General features: G+C 69.0%; 17 protein-coding genes. 10 read left to right on the top strand and 7 right to left on the bottom strand.

What is annotated here, in order from left to right; all coding sequences use genetic code 11:
• Positions 1-109 precede the first annotated feature (109 nt).
• Positions 110-346: a hypothetical protein gene (locus tag C5B91_RS08000; protein ID WP_008096430.1), complete on the top strand. Its 237-nt coding sequence runs from the start codon at positions 110-112 to the stop codon at positions 344-346.
• On the opposite strand, the gene C5B91_RS07995 is transcribed toward C5B91_RS08000, so the two are convergent.
• The 3 genes from C5B91_RS07995 to C5B91_RS07985 all read right to left on the bottom strand — a co-directional run bounded on the left by C5B91_RS07995 (position 300) and on the right by C5B91_RS07985 (position 2,689).
• Entirely contained in the window at positions 300-1,286 is a 987-nt protein-coding gene (locus tag C5B91_RS07995) for a 5,10-methylenetetrahydromethanopterin reductase (protein WP_115819730.1), read from the bottom strand. The genes C5B91_RS08000 and C5B91_RS07995 overlap by 47 nt on opposite strands.
• A gap of 33 nt (positions 1,287-1,319) precedes the next feature.
• Complete coding sequence (locus C5B91_RS07990; protein WP_115819731.1) at positions 1,320-2,075, bottom strand: coenzyme F420-0:L-glutamate ligase; 756 nt, start codon at positions 2,073-2,075, stop codon at positions 1,320-1,322.
• Between the two features lie 119 nt (positions 2,076-2,194).
• Positions 2,195-2,689, bottom strand: coding sequence for a metallophosphoesterase family protein (locus C5B91_RS07985; protein ID WP_049967429.1), 495 nt, complete (start codon positions 2,687-2,689; stop codon positions 2,195-2,197).
• Positions 2,690-2,749: 60 nt separating this feature from the next.
• Between C5B91_RS07985 and C5B91_RS07980 the strand changes: the two genes are divergently transcribed.
• Positions 2,750-3,982, top strand: coding sequence for an NUDIX domain-containing protein (locus C5B91_RS07980; protein ID WP_115819732.1), 1,233 nt, complete (start codon positions 2,750-2,752; stop codon positions 3,980-3,982).
• Positions 3,983-4,333: 351 nt separating this feature from the next.
• Positions 4,334-5,260 (top strand): D-2-hydroxyacid dehydrogenase, encoded by a 927-nt coding sequence (gene ddh, locus C5B91_RS07975; protein WP_049913693.1) that lies wholly within the window; start codon positions 4,334-4,336, stop codon positions 5,258-5,260.
• A 45-nt stretch (positions 5,261-5,305) separates the two neighbouring features.
• On the opposite strand, the gene engB is transcribed toward ddh, so the two are convergent.
• Both engB and C5B91_RS07965 read right to left on the bottom strand, forming a co-directional pair.
• Positions 5,306-5,923, bottom strand: coding sequence for a GTP-binding protein EngB (engB, locus tag C5B91_RS07970; RefSeq protein WP_115819733.1), 618 nt, complete (start codon positions 5,921-5,923; stop codon positions 5,306-5,308).
• A 139-nt stretch (positions 5,924-6,062) separates the two neighbouring features.
• Positions 6,063-6,395 (bottom strand): hypothetical protein, encoded by a 333-nt coding sequence (locus C5B91_RS07965; RefSeq protein WP_008096448.1) that lies wholly within the window; start codon positions 6,393-6,395, stop codon positions 6,063-6,065.
• A gap of 479 nt (positions 6,396-6,874) precedes the next feature.
• Here C5B91_RS07965 and C5B91_RS07960 point away from each other — a divergent pair, with 479 nt between their 5' ends.
• From C5B91_RS07960 to C5B91_RS07945, 4 genes are all read left to right on the top strand, one after another.
• Positions 6,875-7,537, top strand: a complete 663-nt coding sequence (locus tag C5B91_RS07960) for a helix-turn-helix domain-containing protein (RefSeq protein ID WP_115819734.1) — start codon at positions 6,875-6,877, stop codon at positions 7,535-7,537.
• 84 nt (positions 7,538-7,621) lie between these two features.
• Positions 7,622-8,344: a 5-formyltetrahydrofolate cyclo-ligase gene (locus C5B91_RS07955; RefSeq protein WP_008096451.1), complete on the top strand. Its 723-nt coding sequence runs from the start codon at positions 7,622-7,624 to the stop codon at positions 8,342-8,344.
• A gap of 42 nt (positions 8,345-8,386) precedes the next feature.
• On the top strand, positions 8,387-9,691 hold the full coding sequence (locus C5B91_RS07950) for a TIGR00341 family protein (protein WP_004976337.1): 1,305 nt from the start codon (positions 8,387-8,389) through the stop codon (positions 9,689-9,691).
• 90 nt (positions 9,692-9,781) lie between these two features.
• Positions 9,782-10,519, top strand: coding sequence for an SIMPL domain-containing protein (locus C5B91_RS07945; protein WP_115819735.1), 738 nt, complete (start codon positions 9,782-9,784; stop codon positions 10,517-10,519).
• A 145-nt stretch (positions 10,520-10,664) separates the two neighbouring features.
• Here the strand turns inward: C5B91_RS07945 and C5B91_RS07940 are convergent, their stop codons facing one another.
• A complete protein-coding gene (locus tag C5B91_RS07940) occupies positions 10,665-11,642 on the bottom strand; it encodes an NOG1 family protein (RefSeq protein WP_049967425.1) in 978 nt (325 codons plus the stop codon).
• 211 nt (positions 11,643-11,853) lie between these two features.
• Between C5B91_RS07940 and C5B91_RS07935 the strand changes: the two genes are divergently transcribed.
• Positions 11,854-12,216, top strand: coding sequence for a DUF5518 domain-containing protein (locus C5B91_RS07935; RefSeq protein ID WP_115819736.1), 363 nt, complete (start codon positions 11,854-11,856; stop codon positions 12,214-12,216).
• 137 nt (positions 12,217-12,353) lie between these two features.
• Positions 12,354-13,130: a hypothetical protein gene (locus C5B91_RS07930; RefSeq protein WP_115819737.1), complete on the top strand. Its 777-nt coding sequence runs from the start codon at positions 12,354-12,356 to the stop codon at positions 13,128-13,130.
• Positions 13,131-13,169: 39 nt separating this feature from the next.
• On the opposite strand, the gene C5B91_RS07925 is transcribed toward C5B91_RS07930, so the two are convergent.
• Positions 13,170-13,667, bottom strand: a complete 498-nt coding sequence (locus C5B91_RS07925; protein ID WP_115819738.1) for a DUF367 family protein — start codon at positions 13,665-13,667, stop codon at positions 13,170-13,172.
• Between the two features lie 112 nt (positions 13,668-13,779).
• On the opposite strand from C5B91_RS07925, the gene C5B91_RS07920 reads away from it, so the two are divergent.
• A complete protein-coding gene (locus C5B91_RS07920; RefSeq protein ID WP_008096462.1) occupies positions 13,780-14,133 on the top strand; it encodes a nuclear transport factor 2 family protein in 354 nt (117 codons plus the stop codon).
• Positions 14,134-14,233: the final 100 nt, after the last annotated feature.

The raw sequence follows: 14,233 nt of genomic DNA, 5'->3' as shown, positions 1-14,233 counted from the left end.
ACGCCGCAGACGGCCGCCACGAACCGCGGGGTGGCGAGCGGCTCGCCGGACCGAGCGAGCGCCGTGCGAAACCCACACAATCAATACCCCCGAATCCCGAGAGTCGCGCATGGCAACACTCACGGACTTCGTCATCGCGCTCCTCACGAGCGTCCTCGAACTGGTGGTGACCTTCGCCGACGTGGCGCTGAGCGACCCGCTTTCGACGGTGAGTTTCCTCTTCGGCAACGTCTTCATCCTCTTCGCTGTCGGCATGTTCGCCTACCTCGCCCTCGGCGCAATCGGCGCGGAACTCGGCATTATCGGCGTCGGCTCGTCGACCGGTAGGCCGCCGCAGCGAGAGTAATCGCTTCTTCGAGGTCGGGGCCGACCGGCGACCCGACCACGACGCCGTCAGCGTGTTCGAGCACCGCGTCCATCCGGTCGGCCACGTCGTCCGGCGTGCCGGCCATCGAGAAGGCGTCTATCATCGCCGGCGTGACGAGGCCGAACGCCTCGGAGAACGCGCCGGCGGAAATCTTTTCGCCGATGTCACCCGCGAGGTCGGCGTCGATGCCGTGTCTGTCGAGGACCGGCGGGGCCGCCCCCGCAGTGATAAAGGCGACCGGCGGGCGCGCGGCCTCGCGGGCCGCCGCCTCGTCCTCCGAGACGGAGACGCTGGCGTAGGCGGCGAGGGAGAACTCGCCGCGCGAGTCGGGGCGGTCCTCGACGCCGATATCGACCTGTTCTCTGGCCCACGCGAGGTCGTCGGGGTGCGAGCCGTTGAACAGCAGGCCGTCGGCGTGCTTGCCGGCCATGCGACACATGTGCGGGCCCTCGCCGCCGACGTACACCGGCACCTCGCCGGGCACCTCGAAGTTGAGGCCGGCGTCGGTCGCCTCGAACGTGCCGTCGTGGGTGACGCGCTCGCCGTCCCAGAGCCGCTGTGCGACCTTGAACGCCTCCAGCACGGAGCGGAGGCCGCGCTCGTCTTCGAGGCCGAGGTTGCGGAGCGTCGAGGGGTCGCCGGGGCCGATGCCGAGGAGGCCGCGGCCGCCGGATGCCTCGGCGACGGTCGCCACCTTGCCGGCGAGCGTTACGGGGTGTAGCTCGTAGGGGTTGGCGACGCCGGGGCCGAGGCGGATGTCGTCGGTCTCGGCCGCGAGCCGCGCGAGGACTGCGAAGGGGTCGCGGTTGTTGTAGTGACACGAGACGAACAGGGAGTCGTAGCCCTCGCGTTCCGCCTGCGTGCCCAGTTCGACGAGGTCGTCGACGGGATGTTCCGGGGTGAGTTCGAGTCCGAGCATGGTGTGAGCGTGAGATGTTAGGGGGTCGAGTCGTCAGGGGTCGTAGCGCCACTCGCGGAGCGCCTGTCGCACGAAGTCGCCGTCGATGTCGCGGAAGTGGACGTCGCTCTCGCCGTGGTCGCCCCACTCGAAGCCGCGGACGACGACGACGGGCGTGCCGCCGTCGCCCTCGCCCTGCACGAGGTTCGCGGCCGCGGCGAGTTCGTCCACGACGCTCTCGACGGTAACGCCGAGTTCGCGGCCGTCGCGGTCGGCCTCGCCGCGCCAGTCGCGCGAGGCGCTCAGCCCCGCCCAGCCGATGGCGACGCCGCGCTGACCGTGTCGGAACGGCCGGCCGCAGGTGTCCGTGACGATTACCCGATCGGCGTCGACGCCGGCGCGGATGCGCTCGGCCGACTCGGTCGGTCGCTTCGGGAGCAACAGCAGGTCGTGGTCGGGGACGTTCGAGCGGTCGATACCGGCGTTGACGCCGACGTGGCCGAACCGCGTCTCGGTCAGGAGAAACGGCTCCGACATGACGAGGTCGACGCTCTCTTCGAGGACCGCCTGCGCGAACCGCGGGTCCTTCTCGTCGCCGGTCAGTTCGGCGAGGCGGGCGGCGAGTTCTCTCGCCCGCGGGCCGGCCGGGAAGTCGTCGAGGTCGGCGAACCGCCCTTCGGCCTTCGAGACGACCGTGGAGGCGACACAGACCACGTCGTCGGGCCGGAGGTCGACGCGCTCCGAGACGAGGGCGGCGAGGTCGTCGCCCTCGCGGACCTCGGGCACGTCGGGGACGGGAAACAGCTCCATACCGAGTCGGAAGGCGAGGGCGGTGAAAAACGACGGGATGCTGGCGAACCGGGCCGGTATCGCAGGCGGTCGACCGGAAAGCGGTTCGGGGACGCGACGACACGCCGACTGCGCCGGGTTCAGTCGTCGCGGACGACCTCGACCGACAGCGAGCCGTCGACGACCGAGCCGACCATCATCGTGGCGTCGTCGCCGGGGTTGGCCGCCGTCGCCGTGCCGGGGTTGAGGACGCGGATGCCGTCGACCACTTCGTCGACTACCTCGTGGATGTGGCCCGCGACGCCGACCGCGCCGTCGCCCGCGGCGTCCCTGACCACGTCGGCGACGCGGGACTCGTAGCCCGTTCTCGTGCCCGTGCCGTGGGTGACGACGAACGTGAGTCCGTCGACCTCCGCGACCTCGACGAACGGGAGGTCGATGGCCGGCGGGTCGATGTTCCCGCGGACGCCGACGAACCGCGCCGAGAGGTCGCGGAGGCGGCCGAGGGTGTCCGGCGAGTCGAAGTCGCCCGCGTGAATCACGAGGTCGGCCGTGCGGACCCGGTCTTCGACCCAGCCCGGAAGTCCGTCGGCTCGCCCCGGAACGTGCGTGTCGCTCAGGATAGCGAGTCGCATACCGACACCACGCGACCTGCCAGAATAGTCGTTTTGTCAGTCGCGGACGTAAGTCTGGATATGCCACACGTCGTCACCGTCTTCCTCCGAAACGGCGGCCGCGTCCTCCTCGCCCGCCGGAGCGAGGCGGTCGGAACGTACCAGGGCCGCTGGGCCGGCGTCTCGGGCTACGTCGAGGGTGACCCCGACGACGCCGAGCGCGACGCCCGACGCGAACTCGACGAGGAACTCGGCGTCCGCGAGGCCGACGCCGACCTCGTCCGCGCGGGAGCGCCCGTCTCCGTCGCCGACGAGGGCCGCGAGTGGACCGTCCACCCGTTCCTGTTCGACGCGCGGAGCCGCGACGCCGACCCGAGCGAGGAACTCGCCGCGGTCGAGTGGGTCCACCCGACCGCGATTCGGGACCGCGAGACGGTCCCCGGACTGTGGACGGCCTACCGCCGGGTCGCACCCGCGGTCGAGACTGTCGCCGACGACGAGACCCACGGGTCGGCGTGGATTTCGCTCCGGGCGCTCGAAGTCCTGCGCGACGCCGCCGCCGAGGCTGACTCGCGGGACGCGGTCGCGTCGGTCGCCCGGCGACTTCGCGACGCCCGCCCGAGCATGGCCGCCGTCGAGAACCGCGTCAACCGCGTCATGGCCGACTCGGAGACTGACCCCGAATCGGTCCGCCGACGGGCCGAGGGGGCCATCGACACCGCGGCAAAGGCGGACGACTCGGCGGCCGCCCGCGCCGCCGAACTCGTCCGAGAGCGCGGGTTCGACCGAATCGCCACGCTCTCGCGGTCGGGGACGGTCCTCGCGGCGCTCGAAGCCGCCGAGGCGAGTGTCCTCGTCTCCGAGTCCCGACCGGGCGGCGAGGGCGTCGGCGTCGCGGAGCGACTCGCCCGTCGCGGGCTCAGCGTGACGCTGACGACCGACGCGGCGCTCCCCGGACTCGTCGCGGGCGGCGAAGCCGACGCCGTCCTCCTCGGGGCCGACTCGGTGCTCGCGTCCGGCGGCGTCGTCAACAAGGCCGGAAGCCTCCCCGTGGCGCTCGCGGCCGCCCGCGCCGACGTCCCCGTCTTGGCCGTCTGCGCCCGCGACAAGGTTCGCGGCGACGACCGCTTCGTCGGCGAGAGCGCGGGCGCGCTGTACGACGGAAAGGCCGCGATAGGAACCGAGAATCCGCTTTTCGAGGTCGTCCCCGCGGACCTGGTCTCGGGCGTCGTCACCGAATCCGGCGTGCTGGACGCGGACGGAATCGGTGCGGTGGCGGCCGAACACGCCGCGCTGGCGGCGTGGGACGACTGAGGTGGAGGCGCTAACCCATCTGGAGACCACCGGCACCGTTGTCACCGTCCCATCGCCACCCAGTGGGCCGAAAAGGGTGGATTCTTGACCGTCCGCCCCGGACTCCGACTCGGTGGCGATGACGAAGGTTACCCCCACTCAGCCCCTTGTGATGATAGATTTCATCCGAGCCACCAACTACTGACGACCCGGCGCTCGGTCGCTCCGAACTAATTCGCCCCGGAGCGTCGCGTACGCGCTTCTCGCGGCGGGCCACCCGCTGGGGCCGAACGGGCTCTCGTCGGACACCGGAAACCGGAGACCGACGCCGAAGGCGCAACTTCCTTCGTGGGCCGCGGTGACCCCTCAGTCATGCACATCGAACGCATCGCGGTCGACGAGTCGGTCGGTCGCGTGATGCCGCCGGGCCTGTTCGTGGAGGCGCTTTCGAACTCCGACGCTCCGGTCGAACTCGTCGACGAGGGCGAGGCGTTCGGCCCGGGCGACGCGGTCGTCTCGTTCGGCCACAGAGACGCGTTCGTCGAGGCCGACTGGGTCCACTGCGTCCGCGCCGGCTACGACGAGTTCCCCGTGGACGCCTACGAGGCGGCCGGGACGGCGCTCACGAACAGCACCGGCGTCCACGGGACGACGGTCGGCGAGACGGTCGTCGCCTACATGCTGACGCTCGCCCGCCGCCTCCACGCCTACCGCGACGCCCAGCGCGACCGCGAGTGGGACCTGCCCCGCTACAAAGAGCCGTTCACCCTCGACGGCGAGCGCGTCTGCGTCGTCGGTCTGGGAACTCTCGGGCGCGGCGTCGCCGACCGCGCGGCCGTCCTCGGCATGGAGGTCGTCGGCGTCCGGCGCTCCGGCGACCCGGTCGAGAACGTCTCGACCGTGTTCACGCCCGACCGATTCCACGAGGCTATCGCCGACGCGCGGTTCGTGGTGCTGGCGATGCCGTTGACGGAGGAGACAGCAGGCATGGTCGACGCGCCGGCGTTCGAGGCGATGCGCGAGGACGCCTACCTCGTGAACGTCGCGCGCGGGCCCGTCGTCGACGAGGACGACCTCGTGGCGGCGCTCGACGCCGGCGATGTCGCGGGTGCGGCGCTCGACGTGTTCGCCGAGGAGCCGCTGCCCGCGGAGTCGCCGCTGTGGAACTTCGACGAGGTGCTCGTCACGCCGCACGTGAGCGCCGCGACGGGGAAGTACCACGAGGACATCGCGGCGCTCGTGCGGGAGAACGTCGAGAAGATGGCCGCCGGCGACCCGCTCACGAACCGCGTGGTGTGAGTTCGCCGGGGTCGAGCCGAGGGGTTCGAAGCGAGGGCGAGCCGCTCAGAGGAACTTGAACAGGTCGTCGCGGCCCTGCTCGTGGAGGTGCGACCGCAGGGCGTCTTCGAGGTGCGAGATGTCGCCGCGCTTGGCCGTGATGGGCGCGATGACGTTCCGCCACTGCTTCCACGGCGGGAAGAGGCCGAGGCGGTCGCAGAGGTCGTTCAGGCGCTTGTCGCGGTCGTCGACCTTGTCCATCTTGTTGACCGCGACCACGGTCGGGATGTCGAGTTCGTCGAGGAAGAAGAACATCTCCACGTCGTGCGGGATGGAGTCTTCGGTGGTGTGGCGGTCGATGATGTCGATGACGCTCTTCCCGTCGACGACGAGGACCGCCGCGAGGATGTCGTCGGCGTTCTCCTCGATGTACTGGACGACGTCGGTCTTGATTGCCTCGCGGGTGTCGCGGTCGACGCCGGACATGAAGCCGAACCCGGGGAGGTCGGTGAACATGAATTTCTCCGCGTTCCAGTCGAAGTGGTTGGGTTTGCGGGTGACGCCGGGCTTCTTACCCGTCGTGAACTTGCTGTGACCCGTCAGCTCTCGCATCAGGGTCGACTTCCCCACGTTCGACCGCCCGACGAGGACGATTTCGTCGCGGTTCGGTCGGTCTTCGAACATACCGGCGGTTCGCCGCCGCGACGGATAAGGAGGACGGTACGGACGCCGCGCTCCGGGGCGTCGACGCCGAAAAAATCACGTCTCCGGGCGAGTCGCCCCCACGACGACTCGCCGACGACGCGTGAATGAGGCGGCCGCGTCAGTCACAACCGCCCGCCGATAACTCGCCCGCGTTCTCGTCGAGAAATCGCAACAGCGGCTCGATTTCGTCGAATCGAGGGCCGCGCGCGACGGAACCGAGATGACGGTTCCACTCGACGAAGCCGGCGTCGGCGAGTTTCGGGAGATGAACGTGGAACAGCTCCACCTCCAGTCGGTCGCGGTTGCGGCCGCCACCAACGGCCGCGTCCCGCGTTGCCGCTTCGAGGCGCGCGTGCCGCCGTCGGCGAAGACCCATCAGCAACCGTCGCCGATGGACGTTTCCGAGGGCGTCGAACGCCTCGTCGAGGCGGGGGGACGCCGCGGCTACCATCGGCACAACCCCCGTTGGATCCGAACAGGCGTCGCGCGACGGGCGCGAGACGCCGAGGCAAAGCGTCTCCCGCGAGTCGCCGGAAGGCCCCGCTCTGGGCACCCGGTGGACACCACCCGATACCGGTACCGTCGAGAGCGTGACCCGTCAATCACACGTCCGTACGCCTCTGCGCCACCACGGCGCGGTTTGACGGCGTACGGCTGTCGATGTCTGTGTGCGTTCACAACTACGTCCCCGAGGGAGCATAGCTAGCAAGTCAGCATTCTCTTTCTGCTTTCACAGTCCGGTCATTGAAGTAGCCACTCGGGAAACCTCCGGTACATGTTATGAACCGAATCTGGTCACGAATGGGGTATTTCGCCCGGAGTACGAGCTGAATAGCGTAAATACCGGCTCCCTGAACAACCCAGCACCCGATTTCTGACAGTATTTCGACAAGAGAGTTCAATACGGCGGCGGCGAAATGACAGCCAGTAATGGCCGTAATCGTCGAGTTGACGATCGATTCGGAGAGCTTCGACCTCGGGAGGGTCACCGCCGTGTCGAACGGTGTCCACATCGAGCTAGAGCGCGTCGTCCCGACCGGCGGTGAGGTCATGCCGTTCTTCTGGGCGCGCGGCACCGACTTCGAGGCGTTCGAACGCGCCGTCCGAGACAACAGTATCGTCGACGAGCTGACCGCGGTCGCCCGTGTCGAAAACCGCGTGTTGTACAGAGTCAGCTGGGGTGGGACCACGTCGAGTCTGACCCGGATTCTCACCGACAGCGAGGCGACGATTCTCGAAGCCCACGGCAACGACCCGTGGACGTTCCGCCTCCGGTTCAACGACCACACCGGGCTGACCGAGTTCCACAACCGCTGTCAGGAGGAGAACCTCGAATTCCACGTCGAGCGCATCTACACCCTCGCGGAAGGCGAACCGGGCGTCTACAACTTCGATATCACCAACGAACAACAGGAGGCGCTCGTCACCGCTGTCTCGGAGGGCTACTTCGAGGTCCCCCGTCAGACCACGCTCAGCGAGGTCGCCGAGCGACTCGGAATCAGCCCGCAGGCCGCCTCCGAGCGCGTCCGCCGCGGGGCCGACACCGTCCTGCGGAAGGTGCTGTTGTCGCAGTCGGCGGCGGACCTCTCGTAGGCGACTGCTCGCGCCGAGACGCCGTTCGCCCGCGACACGAACGGGGGAGCTATTGGTCCGCCGCGAGTACGCGACGGCGACGCGATGGACAAAGCGACGCTCCGAACGACGGTGTGGGACGACCTCGAATCGTCGGGCGCGGCCCGGTTTCCCTTCCCGCCGCACGGCCGCATCCCGAACTTCGCCGACGCGAGCGCGGCCGCCGAGCGACTCGCGGCGACGCCCGAGTGGGCCGACGCCGACGCCGTGAAGGCCAACCCGGACGCCCCGCAACTCCCCGTCAGGCGACGGGCGCTCCGCGAGGGCAAGACCGTCTACATGGCCGTCCCGCGACTCCGCGACGAGGAGTGCTTCTACGAACTCGACCCCGCGCGCATCGACGACGAACACCTCGACAGCGCGCCGACCGTCTCCCACGTCGAGACCTACGCCGACACGGTCGGCCCCGACGCCCTGCCGCCCGTCGACCTCGTCGTCTCGGGGTCGGTCGCCGTCTCCGAGGCGGGCGCTCGCATCGGGAAGGGCGAGGGGTTCAGCGACCTCGAATACGCGGTGTTGCGGGGTCTCGGGGCCGTCACCGACGAGACGACCGTGGCGACGACGGTCCACGAGCGACAGGTCCGCGACGACCTGCCGGAGCCGGACGCCCACGACGTGCCCATGGACCTCGTCGTCACTCCCGAACGGTTGGTCCGAACCGAGACCTCGCATCCGAGGCCCACGGGCATCGACTGGGACGCGCTCCCCGACGAGCGCCTCGACGAGATGCCCGTCCTCCGGCGGTTGCGCGACGAATCAGCCGAGTAACCGAGCCCCTGCTTATTTCACCGCCCGGGCCGACGTGAGGCCGTGCGACTCGTACAGGTGTTGGTGCCGACCGGCAAGCGCGAGGCCGTCCTGCGGACGCTCGACGAGGAGGGCGTGGACTACGCCGTCTCCGAGGAGACGTCCGGGCGCGGCTTCGTCGCCGTCGTCACCTTCCCGGTCCCCAAGGAGGCCGTCGAGCCGGTGTTGGCGCGACTCCGCGAGGCGGGCGTCGAGCGCGACGCCTACACTGTCGTCGTCGCCGCCGAGACGGTCGCGTCGAAGCGGTTCGACCAACTGCGCGAGCAGTACGAGGAAGACGACGAGAACGGCGACCGCATCGCCCGCGAGGAACTGGCCTCGAAGGCCGCGGACCTCGCGCCGTCGGTTTCGACCTACGTGCTCATGACGGTTATCTCGGCGCTCGTCGCCACCGCGGGCCTGCTTCTCGACTCGCCGGCCGTGGTCGTCGGCTCGATGGTCATCGCCCCGCTCGTCGGCCCCGCGATGTCCGCGAGCGTCGGCACCGTCGTCGACGATGACGAGATGTTCGGCCGCGGGGTTCGCCTGCAGGCGCTCGGCGGCGTCCTCGCGGTCGGCGCGGCCGCCGTCTTCGCCTTCCTGCTCAAACAGACCGGGGCGGTCCCGCTGTCGTCCGCGGAGGTCCTGTCGATTCCCGAGGTGGACGAGCGCCTCGCGCCCGACGTGCTGTCGCTCGTCATCGCGCTCGGCGCGGGAGCCGCCGGCGCGATTTCGCTCTCCTCCGGCGTCTCGACCGCGCTCGTCGGCGTCATGATAGCCGCCGCGTTGGTCCCGCCGACCGCCGTCGTCGGCATCGGCATCGCGTGGGGCGCGCCCGAGGCCGTCGTCGGCTCGGCCATCCTCGTCCTCGTCAACATCCTCTCCGTCAACTTCGTCGCCATCGGCGTCCTCTGGCAGCAGGGCTACCGGCCGGAGCGCTGGATTCGCCGCGACGAGGCCCGGCGAGCCGCCCTGTTCCGCATCGCCGTCATCGGGGTCGGACTGCTCGTCCTCTCGTCGTTCCTCGGCGCGGTCACCTACACGACCTACCGGAACGCCGACTTCCAAGGCGACGCGCGCGACGCCATCGAGGACGCACTCTCGGGAACCGACGCCCGACTACTGTCGATGGAACTGCAGTACGACAGCGGGCCGCTACAGGAGCCCGACGGCGTCGTCGTGACCGTCGGCTACGACCCGGCCTCCGACCCGCCGATGGTCGAACGCGAACTCACGAGGCGGGTGAACGCCGTCGCCCCCGAGCCGCTGTCGCCGTGGGCCACCGGCGAAATCGACGTCGAAGTGCGCTACGTCGCCGTCGTGGAGTAGGGCGACCGGCGTCCCGTCCCCCGTTTCGAAGGCTACAGTCGCTCTTTGTCTCTAGCGCGGCTTGAATAGCTGAACCGACGTACGGTGGGTATGCAACGACGCACGATTGCTCCGATATTCCTCGTCGGCCTCGTCCTCCTCGCTGGCTGCCTCTCGGCACCCCTGCAGGCGACGACCGACGGCGGCGTAGACGCGACGAACGCGACGACTATCTCCACGACCGGCACCGGCGAAGTGACCGCCGACGCCGACCTCGCCGTGGTCTCCATCGCCGTGACGACCACCGCCGACTCGGCCGACGAAGCCCGCGGCACCGTCGCCGACGACGTGGCCGCCGTCCGCGCCGCCCTCACCGACGCCGGTGTCGCCGAGGACGCCATCCAGACGACCGGCTTCAACATCTACCCCGAGTACGACTACAGCGGCCAGGAGCGCGACCTCCTCGGCTACCGCGCCACCCACACCCTCCGCGTCGAGGTCGCCCCCGACCGCGCCGGCGAGGTCATCGACCTCGCGGTCGGTGCCGGTGCCAGCGAAATCCGCGGCGTCGCCTTCACGCTGACCGACGAGAAGCGCGCCGAACTCCGCGAAGAAGCCCTGACCCGCGCCGTCGACTCCGCGAAGGCCGACGCCGACGCGGTCGCCAGCGCCGCCGACCTGACCGTCACGGGCGTCCACACCGCCACTGTCGGCGGCAGCGCTTCGCCCGGGCCGTACCCGGTCGCCTACGCCGAGGACGCCGCCCGCACCTCGTCCGGTTCGACCGAGCTCTCGCCCGGCCCCGTGACCGTCTCGGCGACCGTCCAGATGGTCTACGAAGCCGAGTAAGCGACCGCGCCCCGCGGACCGAGACCGAACTCCCGGTTTCGACTAACCTGCACCCCCATTTCTCCGACAGCTACCCCGTAGCCACAGCTCTCGTCGAGGCGTTGCGGCAAGACAGAACGACAGCACCGGAAAAGTCCCGAGTCGCTTACTCGTTGCGCGACGGCGGGATGTCGGGTTCGAACCCGATGGCCTCGACCGCGGCGTCGAGGACGGCCTCGACGTTCTCGCCCGTCTCGACGCTCATGTAGAGGTCCGCGTCCATGTCGGTCGAGCGGTCGCTCTTGTTACAGACGGTGAGGACGGGGATGTCGCGCTCCTCGAAGCGCGCCTTCACGGCGTCGCGGAGTTCGAGCTGCGACTCGATGGGGTAGCCGCACGCCCCGCTGGCGTCGGCGACGAAGATGACGGCGTCCGCGAGGTGTTCGAGGGCGCTCACGGCCTGTCGCTCGATGTCGTTTCGCTCGTCTTCGGGCCGGTCGAGCAGCCCCGGCGTGTCGATAATCTGGTAGCGGATGCGGTCGCGGTCGAAGTGCCCGATTTGGACGCCCTTCGTGGTGAAGGGGTAGCGGGCGATTTCGTTCGACGCGCGGGTCACGTCGTTGACGAACGAGGACTTCCCGACGTTCGGGTAGCCGGCGACGACGATTGCCGGTTCGTCCGGGCGGATGTCGGGGAGGTCCTTCAGGGCGTCGCGCGCCTCGCCGATGCGGAGCAGGTCGTCTTCGACCTCTTCGACGACGCTCGCCATGCGGGCGAACGCCTGTTTTCGGTGCTTGCGCGCGAGGTCGGCGTCGGTCTTGCGGAGCTTCGGCTGGTACTCGCGGGCGATGTTGTCGACCTGCCGGGAGGCCCACATCACTTCCGAGAGGCTCTTTCGGACCTCGTCCACGTCGACGATGGCGTCGGCGAGCTCGTAGTAGAAGGGGTCGACCGTCCCGAAGTCGGGCCACTCGACGACGACGTTTTCGAGGTTGTCGGAAAGGATGTTCGACGCCGTCTGGAGCATCGACTGCTGAGCCTCCAACTTGTTCTGCTTCGCTCGCCCCGTGCGCGCGGCCCGCGAGAAGGCCTTGTCGATGAGTTCGTCCGACCGGGGCGTGGTCGGGAGAGACTCGAAAATCATTGCAGTCCGCTACATGGCCGAGCCGTAAAAGCGCGTCCGTTTGGGGCTCGGCGCTTCGAGCGGTGGATTCGCCGTGCAGGTCTCACGCACGGTTCGACCGGAAGCGAGGGGGTCGCGGGCGACCGACGCGCGGACGCGGACGTGAGCGAGCGGCCGAACACCCCCCGCGACCGCCACGAAGTTCTTGCCCGCCCGAGGTCTACGTCGACCCATGACTGACTGGAAAGCTGTCGCCGTCGGTTTCGTCGTCATCGTCGTCGTCGGCATCGGCGGGCTCGCGCTCCCGCTCATCGGCCAAATCGGGGCGGGCCTGCTCGGGGGGTTCGCGGCGGGCTACCTCGCGGGCGGCACGCTCGGCAACGGCGCGTGGAACGGCCTCGTCGCGGGGTCCATCTCTGGTATCGTCGTGACGCTCCTCGCGGCCCTGCTCGGGAGCCTTCTCGGACTCGCCGGCGGGCCGCTGGGCGGGCTCCTCGGCGGCGTCGGCGTCCTCGTCGCGGGCATCGTGCTGACGCTTATCTTCGCAATCGACAGCGCCATCGCCGGGGCCGTCGGCGCGTGGGTGAAAGGATAGTCAGACGAACGCGGCCGCGACTCGGACTCTCCCCGAACGCGATAGTCCCAAAAAACGGGGTTTAGCATGGTGCTAAGTCCGTTATCTCACGTAAACGGTCGCGGGTCTCTAAGGGAGCGGGACCACACCCGACGGCCATGGGTAAGGAGCCAACGCACACCCGTCGAAGAACCCTCCAATCGATTTGCGGCGTCGCCGTCGCCGGTCTCGCCGGTCTCGCTGGATGTAGCTCGTCCGGGGACTCGGACCCGACGACGCAAACGACCGACGCGCAGACACAGACCGCGACCGAGACGCAGACCACGACGACCGCGAACGAGACGACCGCGAACGAGACGACCGAACAGGCGGAAGAAACAACCGAAAGCGGGCTCGAAGCCGCCGATTTCGTCGAGAACCCCGAGGAGATACACCCGACGCTGGTCGAAGCGACGTCGGTCCCCTCGGACGAGGTGCTGCTCGGCTTTCGACTCGAAGACTCGTCGCTCCCGTTTACGACCGAGGTGTACCGCGCGCCGGACGACGCCGAGGTGCAGGCGACGAAGACGTACGACACCCAAGACCTCTCGCAGGTCGACTTGCTCCCCGAGTCGCCGCAGGCGCTCGATACCGTCGGTACCGACCGCGAGGACATCCACTACGGGACGACGACCGTCGGAGAACCGCTGAAAGTCACGCTCGTCGCGCGCCACGACGGCGAGACCATCGACTGGAGCGCGTGGTCTCGAACCGGCTATCCGTACGACGGCCACGACGAGGAGGACCCCGCGCTCGAAGTCGACTGTTACTGCGGCGGGATGAACTACACCGCGCCGAGCGGCGGGACGTGGGCGCGAGTGATTCAGGTGACGCCGACCGAGCGCGTCGACACCGGGACGACCGTCGCGCTCAACTGGACGTCGAGTCGACTCTGAAGGCGTACTCGACGCGGTTCGCCGCTCCGCGGTCGAGTGTTACTCGCCGCGTTCGAGGTACTCCCGCTGAATCTCCACGACTTCGGTCGAGTCCGTACACTCCGAGTACCGGCGTAGCGGCTCCTCGTTGAGTTCGAGGAACGTGTGGCCCCAGTTGAACTTCGAGAGGATGTCTTCGGCCCGCTTCTTCTCGCCGAAGATGACGAGGGCGGCCGCTATCGCCTCGACCGTCGTCAGCTGCATCGGGCGGCCGAAGTTCACGGGGTTGGCGGCGACGAGATAGGGGAGCGCGCGGTGCTCGCCGGGGAGCGAGAACATGGCCTCGCCGGCCGATTCCCACGAGCAGTCGAGCGCGACGAGCGCGCCGGTGTCCGCGTCGGCGGGCGACAGCGCCCTGTCGGCGTGGGGATTGAGCACGACGCCGTAGGGAGTCTCTCGGTCGGAGCCGTGGAGGGCGGCCATGTCGAAGCGTTCGAGCTTCTTCGCCGTGCACTTCTTCGGGTCGTCGTCGCCCTCGTATCGAACGTGCAGGTCCACAGCCGCGGTACGCGACTGGCCGAGAAAAGCGTCCCGAACGCGGCGGCGCGCGCGAGGAGTCCGACGGCAGGGCCGGCGTCGGATACTTCCGGTCGGCCGACGAAGAGAGGGCGTGCATCCCGACGCGACGTATCTGGCCCGGCAGTACTACACGGCGCTCGACCACCACGGATACGACATGCTTCGGAACATCCTCCAACCGGGGTTCGTCCAGCACCGCGGCGACATGACGCTCTCGGGGCGTGAGGAGTTCGTCTCGTTCATGCGGGACGACAGGCCGCAAAAGGACACGCGACACGTCATCGAGCGCTACATCCAGTCGAAGTCCGACGACGAAATCGTCGTCCGCGGCCACCTCGAAGACCGCGACGGCGACGAACTGTTCGTCTTTCTCGACCGGTTCCGTGCCCACGACGGGAAGCTCTCGGAGCTGAAGACGTTCGTCAAGTCGTCGACGGCGAACTGACGGCGTGCGTCGCGGGAGGAAGAGAGAACAGAAAGGGGCGGAGAGGAGAGGAGAGGAGAGGAGAGGAGAGGAGAGGAGAGGACAGAAGGCCGTGAGGCGC

The organism is Haloferax sp. Atlit-10N, assembly GCF_003586325.1.
Lineage (GTDB): Archaea > Halobacteriota > Halobacteria > Halobacteriales > Haloferacaceae > Haloferax > Haloferax prahovense.
Note: the sequence above shows the minus strand (reverse complement) of the source record. Positions and strands in the feature narration are given on the sequence as shown.

Coding starts and splice junctions, on each gene's coding strand:
- C5B91_RS08000 (WP_008096430.1), top strand. CDS start 110: ATGGCAACACTCACGGACTTCGTCATCGCGCTCCTCACGAGCGTCCTC.
- C5B91_RS07995 (WP_115819730.1), bottom strand. CDS start 1,286: ATGCTCGGACTCGAACTCACCCCGGAACATCCCGTCGACGACCTCGTC.
- C5B91_RS07990 (WP_115819731.1), bottom strand. CDS start 2,075: ATGGAGCTGTTTCCCGTCCCCGACGTGCCCGAGGTCCGCGAGGGCGAC.
- C5B91_RS07985 (WP_049967429.1), bottom strand. CDS start 2,689: ATGCGACTCGCTATCCTGAGCGACACGCACGTTCCGGGGCGAGCCGAC.
- C5B91_RS07980 (WP_115819732.1), top strand. CDS start 2,750: ATGCCACACGTCGTCACCGTCTTCCTCCGAAACGGCGGCCGCGTCCTC.
- ddh (WP_049913693.1), top strand. CDS start 4,334: ATGCACATCGAACGCATCGCGGTCGACGAGTCGGTCGGTCGCGTGATG.
- engB (WP_115819733.1), bottom strand. CDS start 5,923: ATGTTCGAAGACCGACCGAACCGCGACGAAATCGTCCTCGTCGGGCGG.
- C5B91_RS07965 (WP_008096448.1), bottom strand. CDS start 6,395: ATGGTAGCCGCGGCGTCCCCCCGCCTCGACGAGGCGTTCGACGCCCTC.
- C5B91_RS07960 (WP_115819734.1), top strand. CDS start 6,875: ATGGCCGTAATCGTCGAGTTGACGATCGATTCGGAGAGCTTCGACCTC.
- C5B91_RS07955 (WP_008096451.1), top strand. CDS start 7,622: ATGGACAAAGCGACGCTCCGAACGACGGTGTGGGACGACCTCGAATCG.
- C5B91_RS07945 (WP_115819735.1), top strand. CDS start 9,782: ATGCAACGACGCACGATTGCTCCGATATTCCTCGTCGGCCTCGTCCTC.
- C5B91_RS07940 (WP_049967425.1), bottom strand. CDS start 11,642: ATGATTTTCGAGTCTCTCCCGACCACGCCCCGGTCGGACGAACTCATC.
- C5B91_RS07935 (WP_115819736.1), top strand. CDS start 11,854: ATGACTGACTGGAAAGCTGTCGCCGTCGGTTTCGTCGTCATCGTCGTC.
- C5B91_RS07930 (WP_115819737.1), top strand. CDS start 12,354: ATGGGTAAGGAGCCAACGCACACCCGTCGAAGAACCCTCCAATCGATT.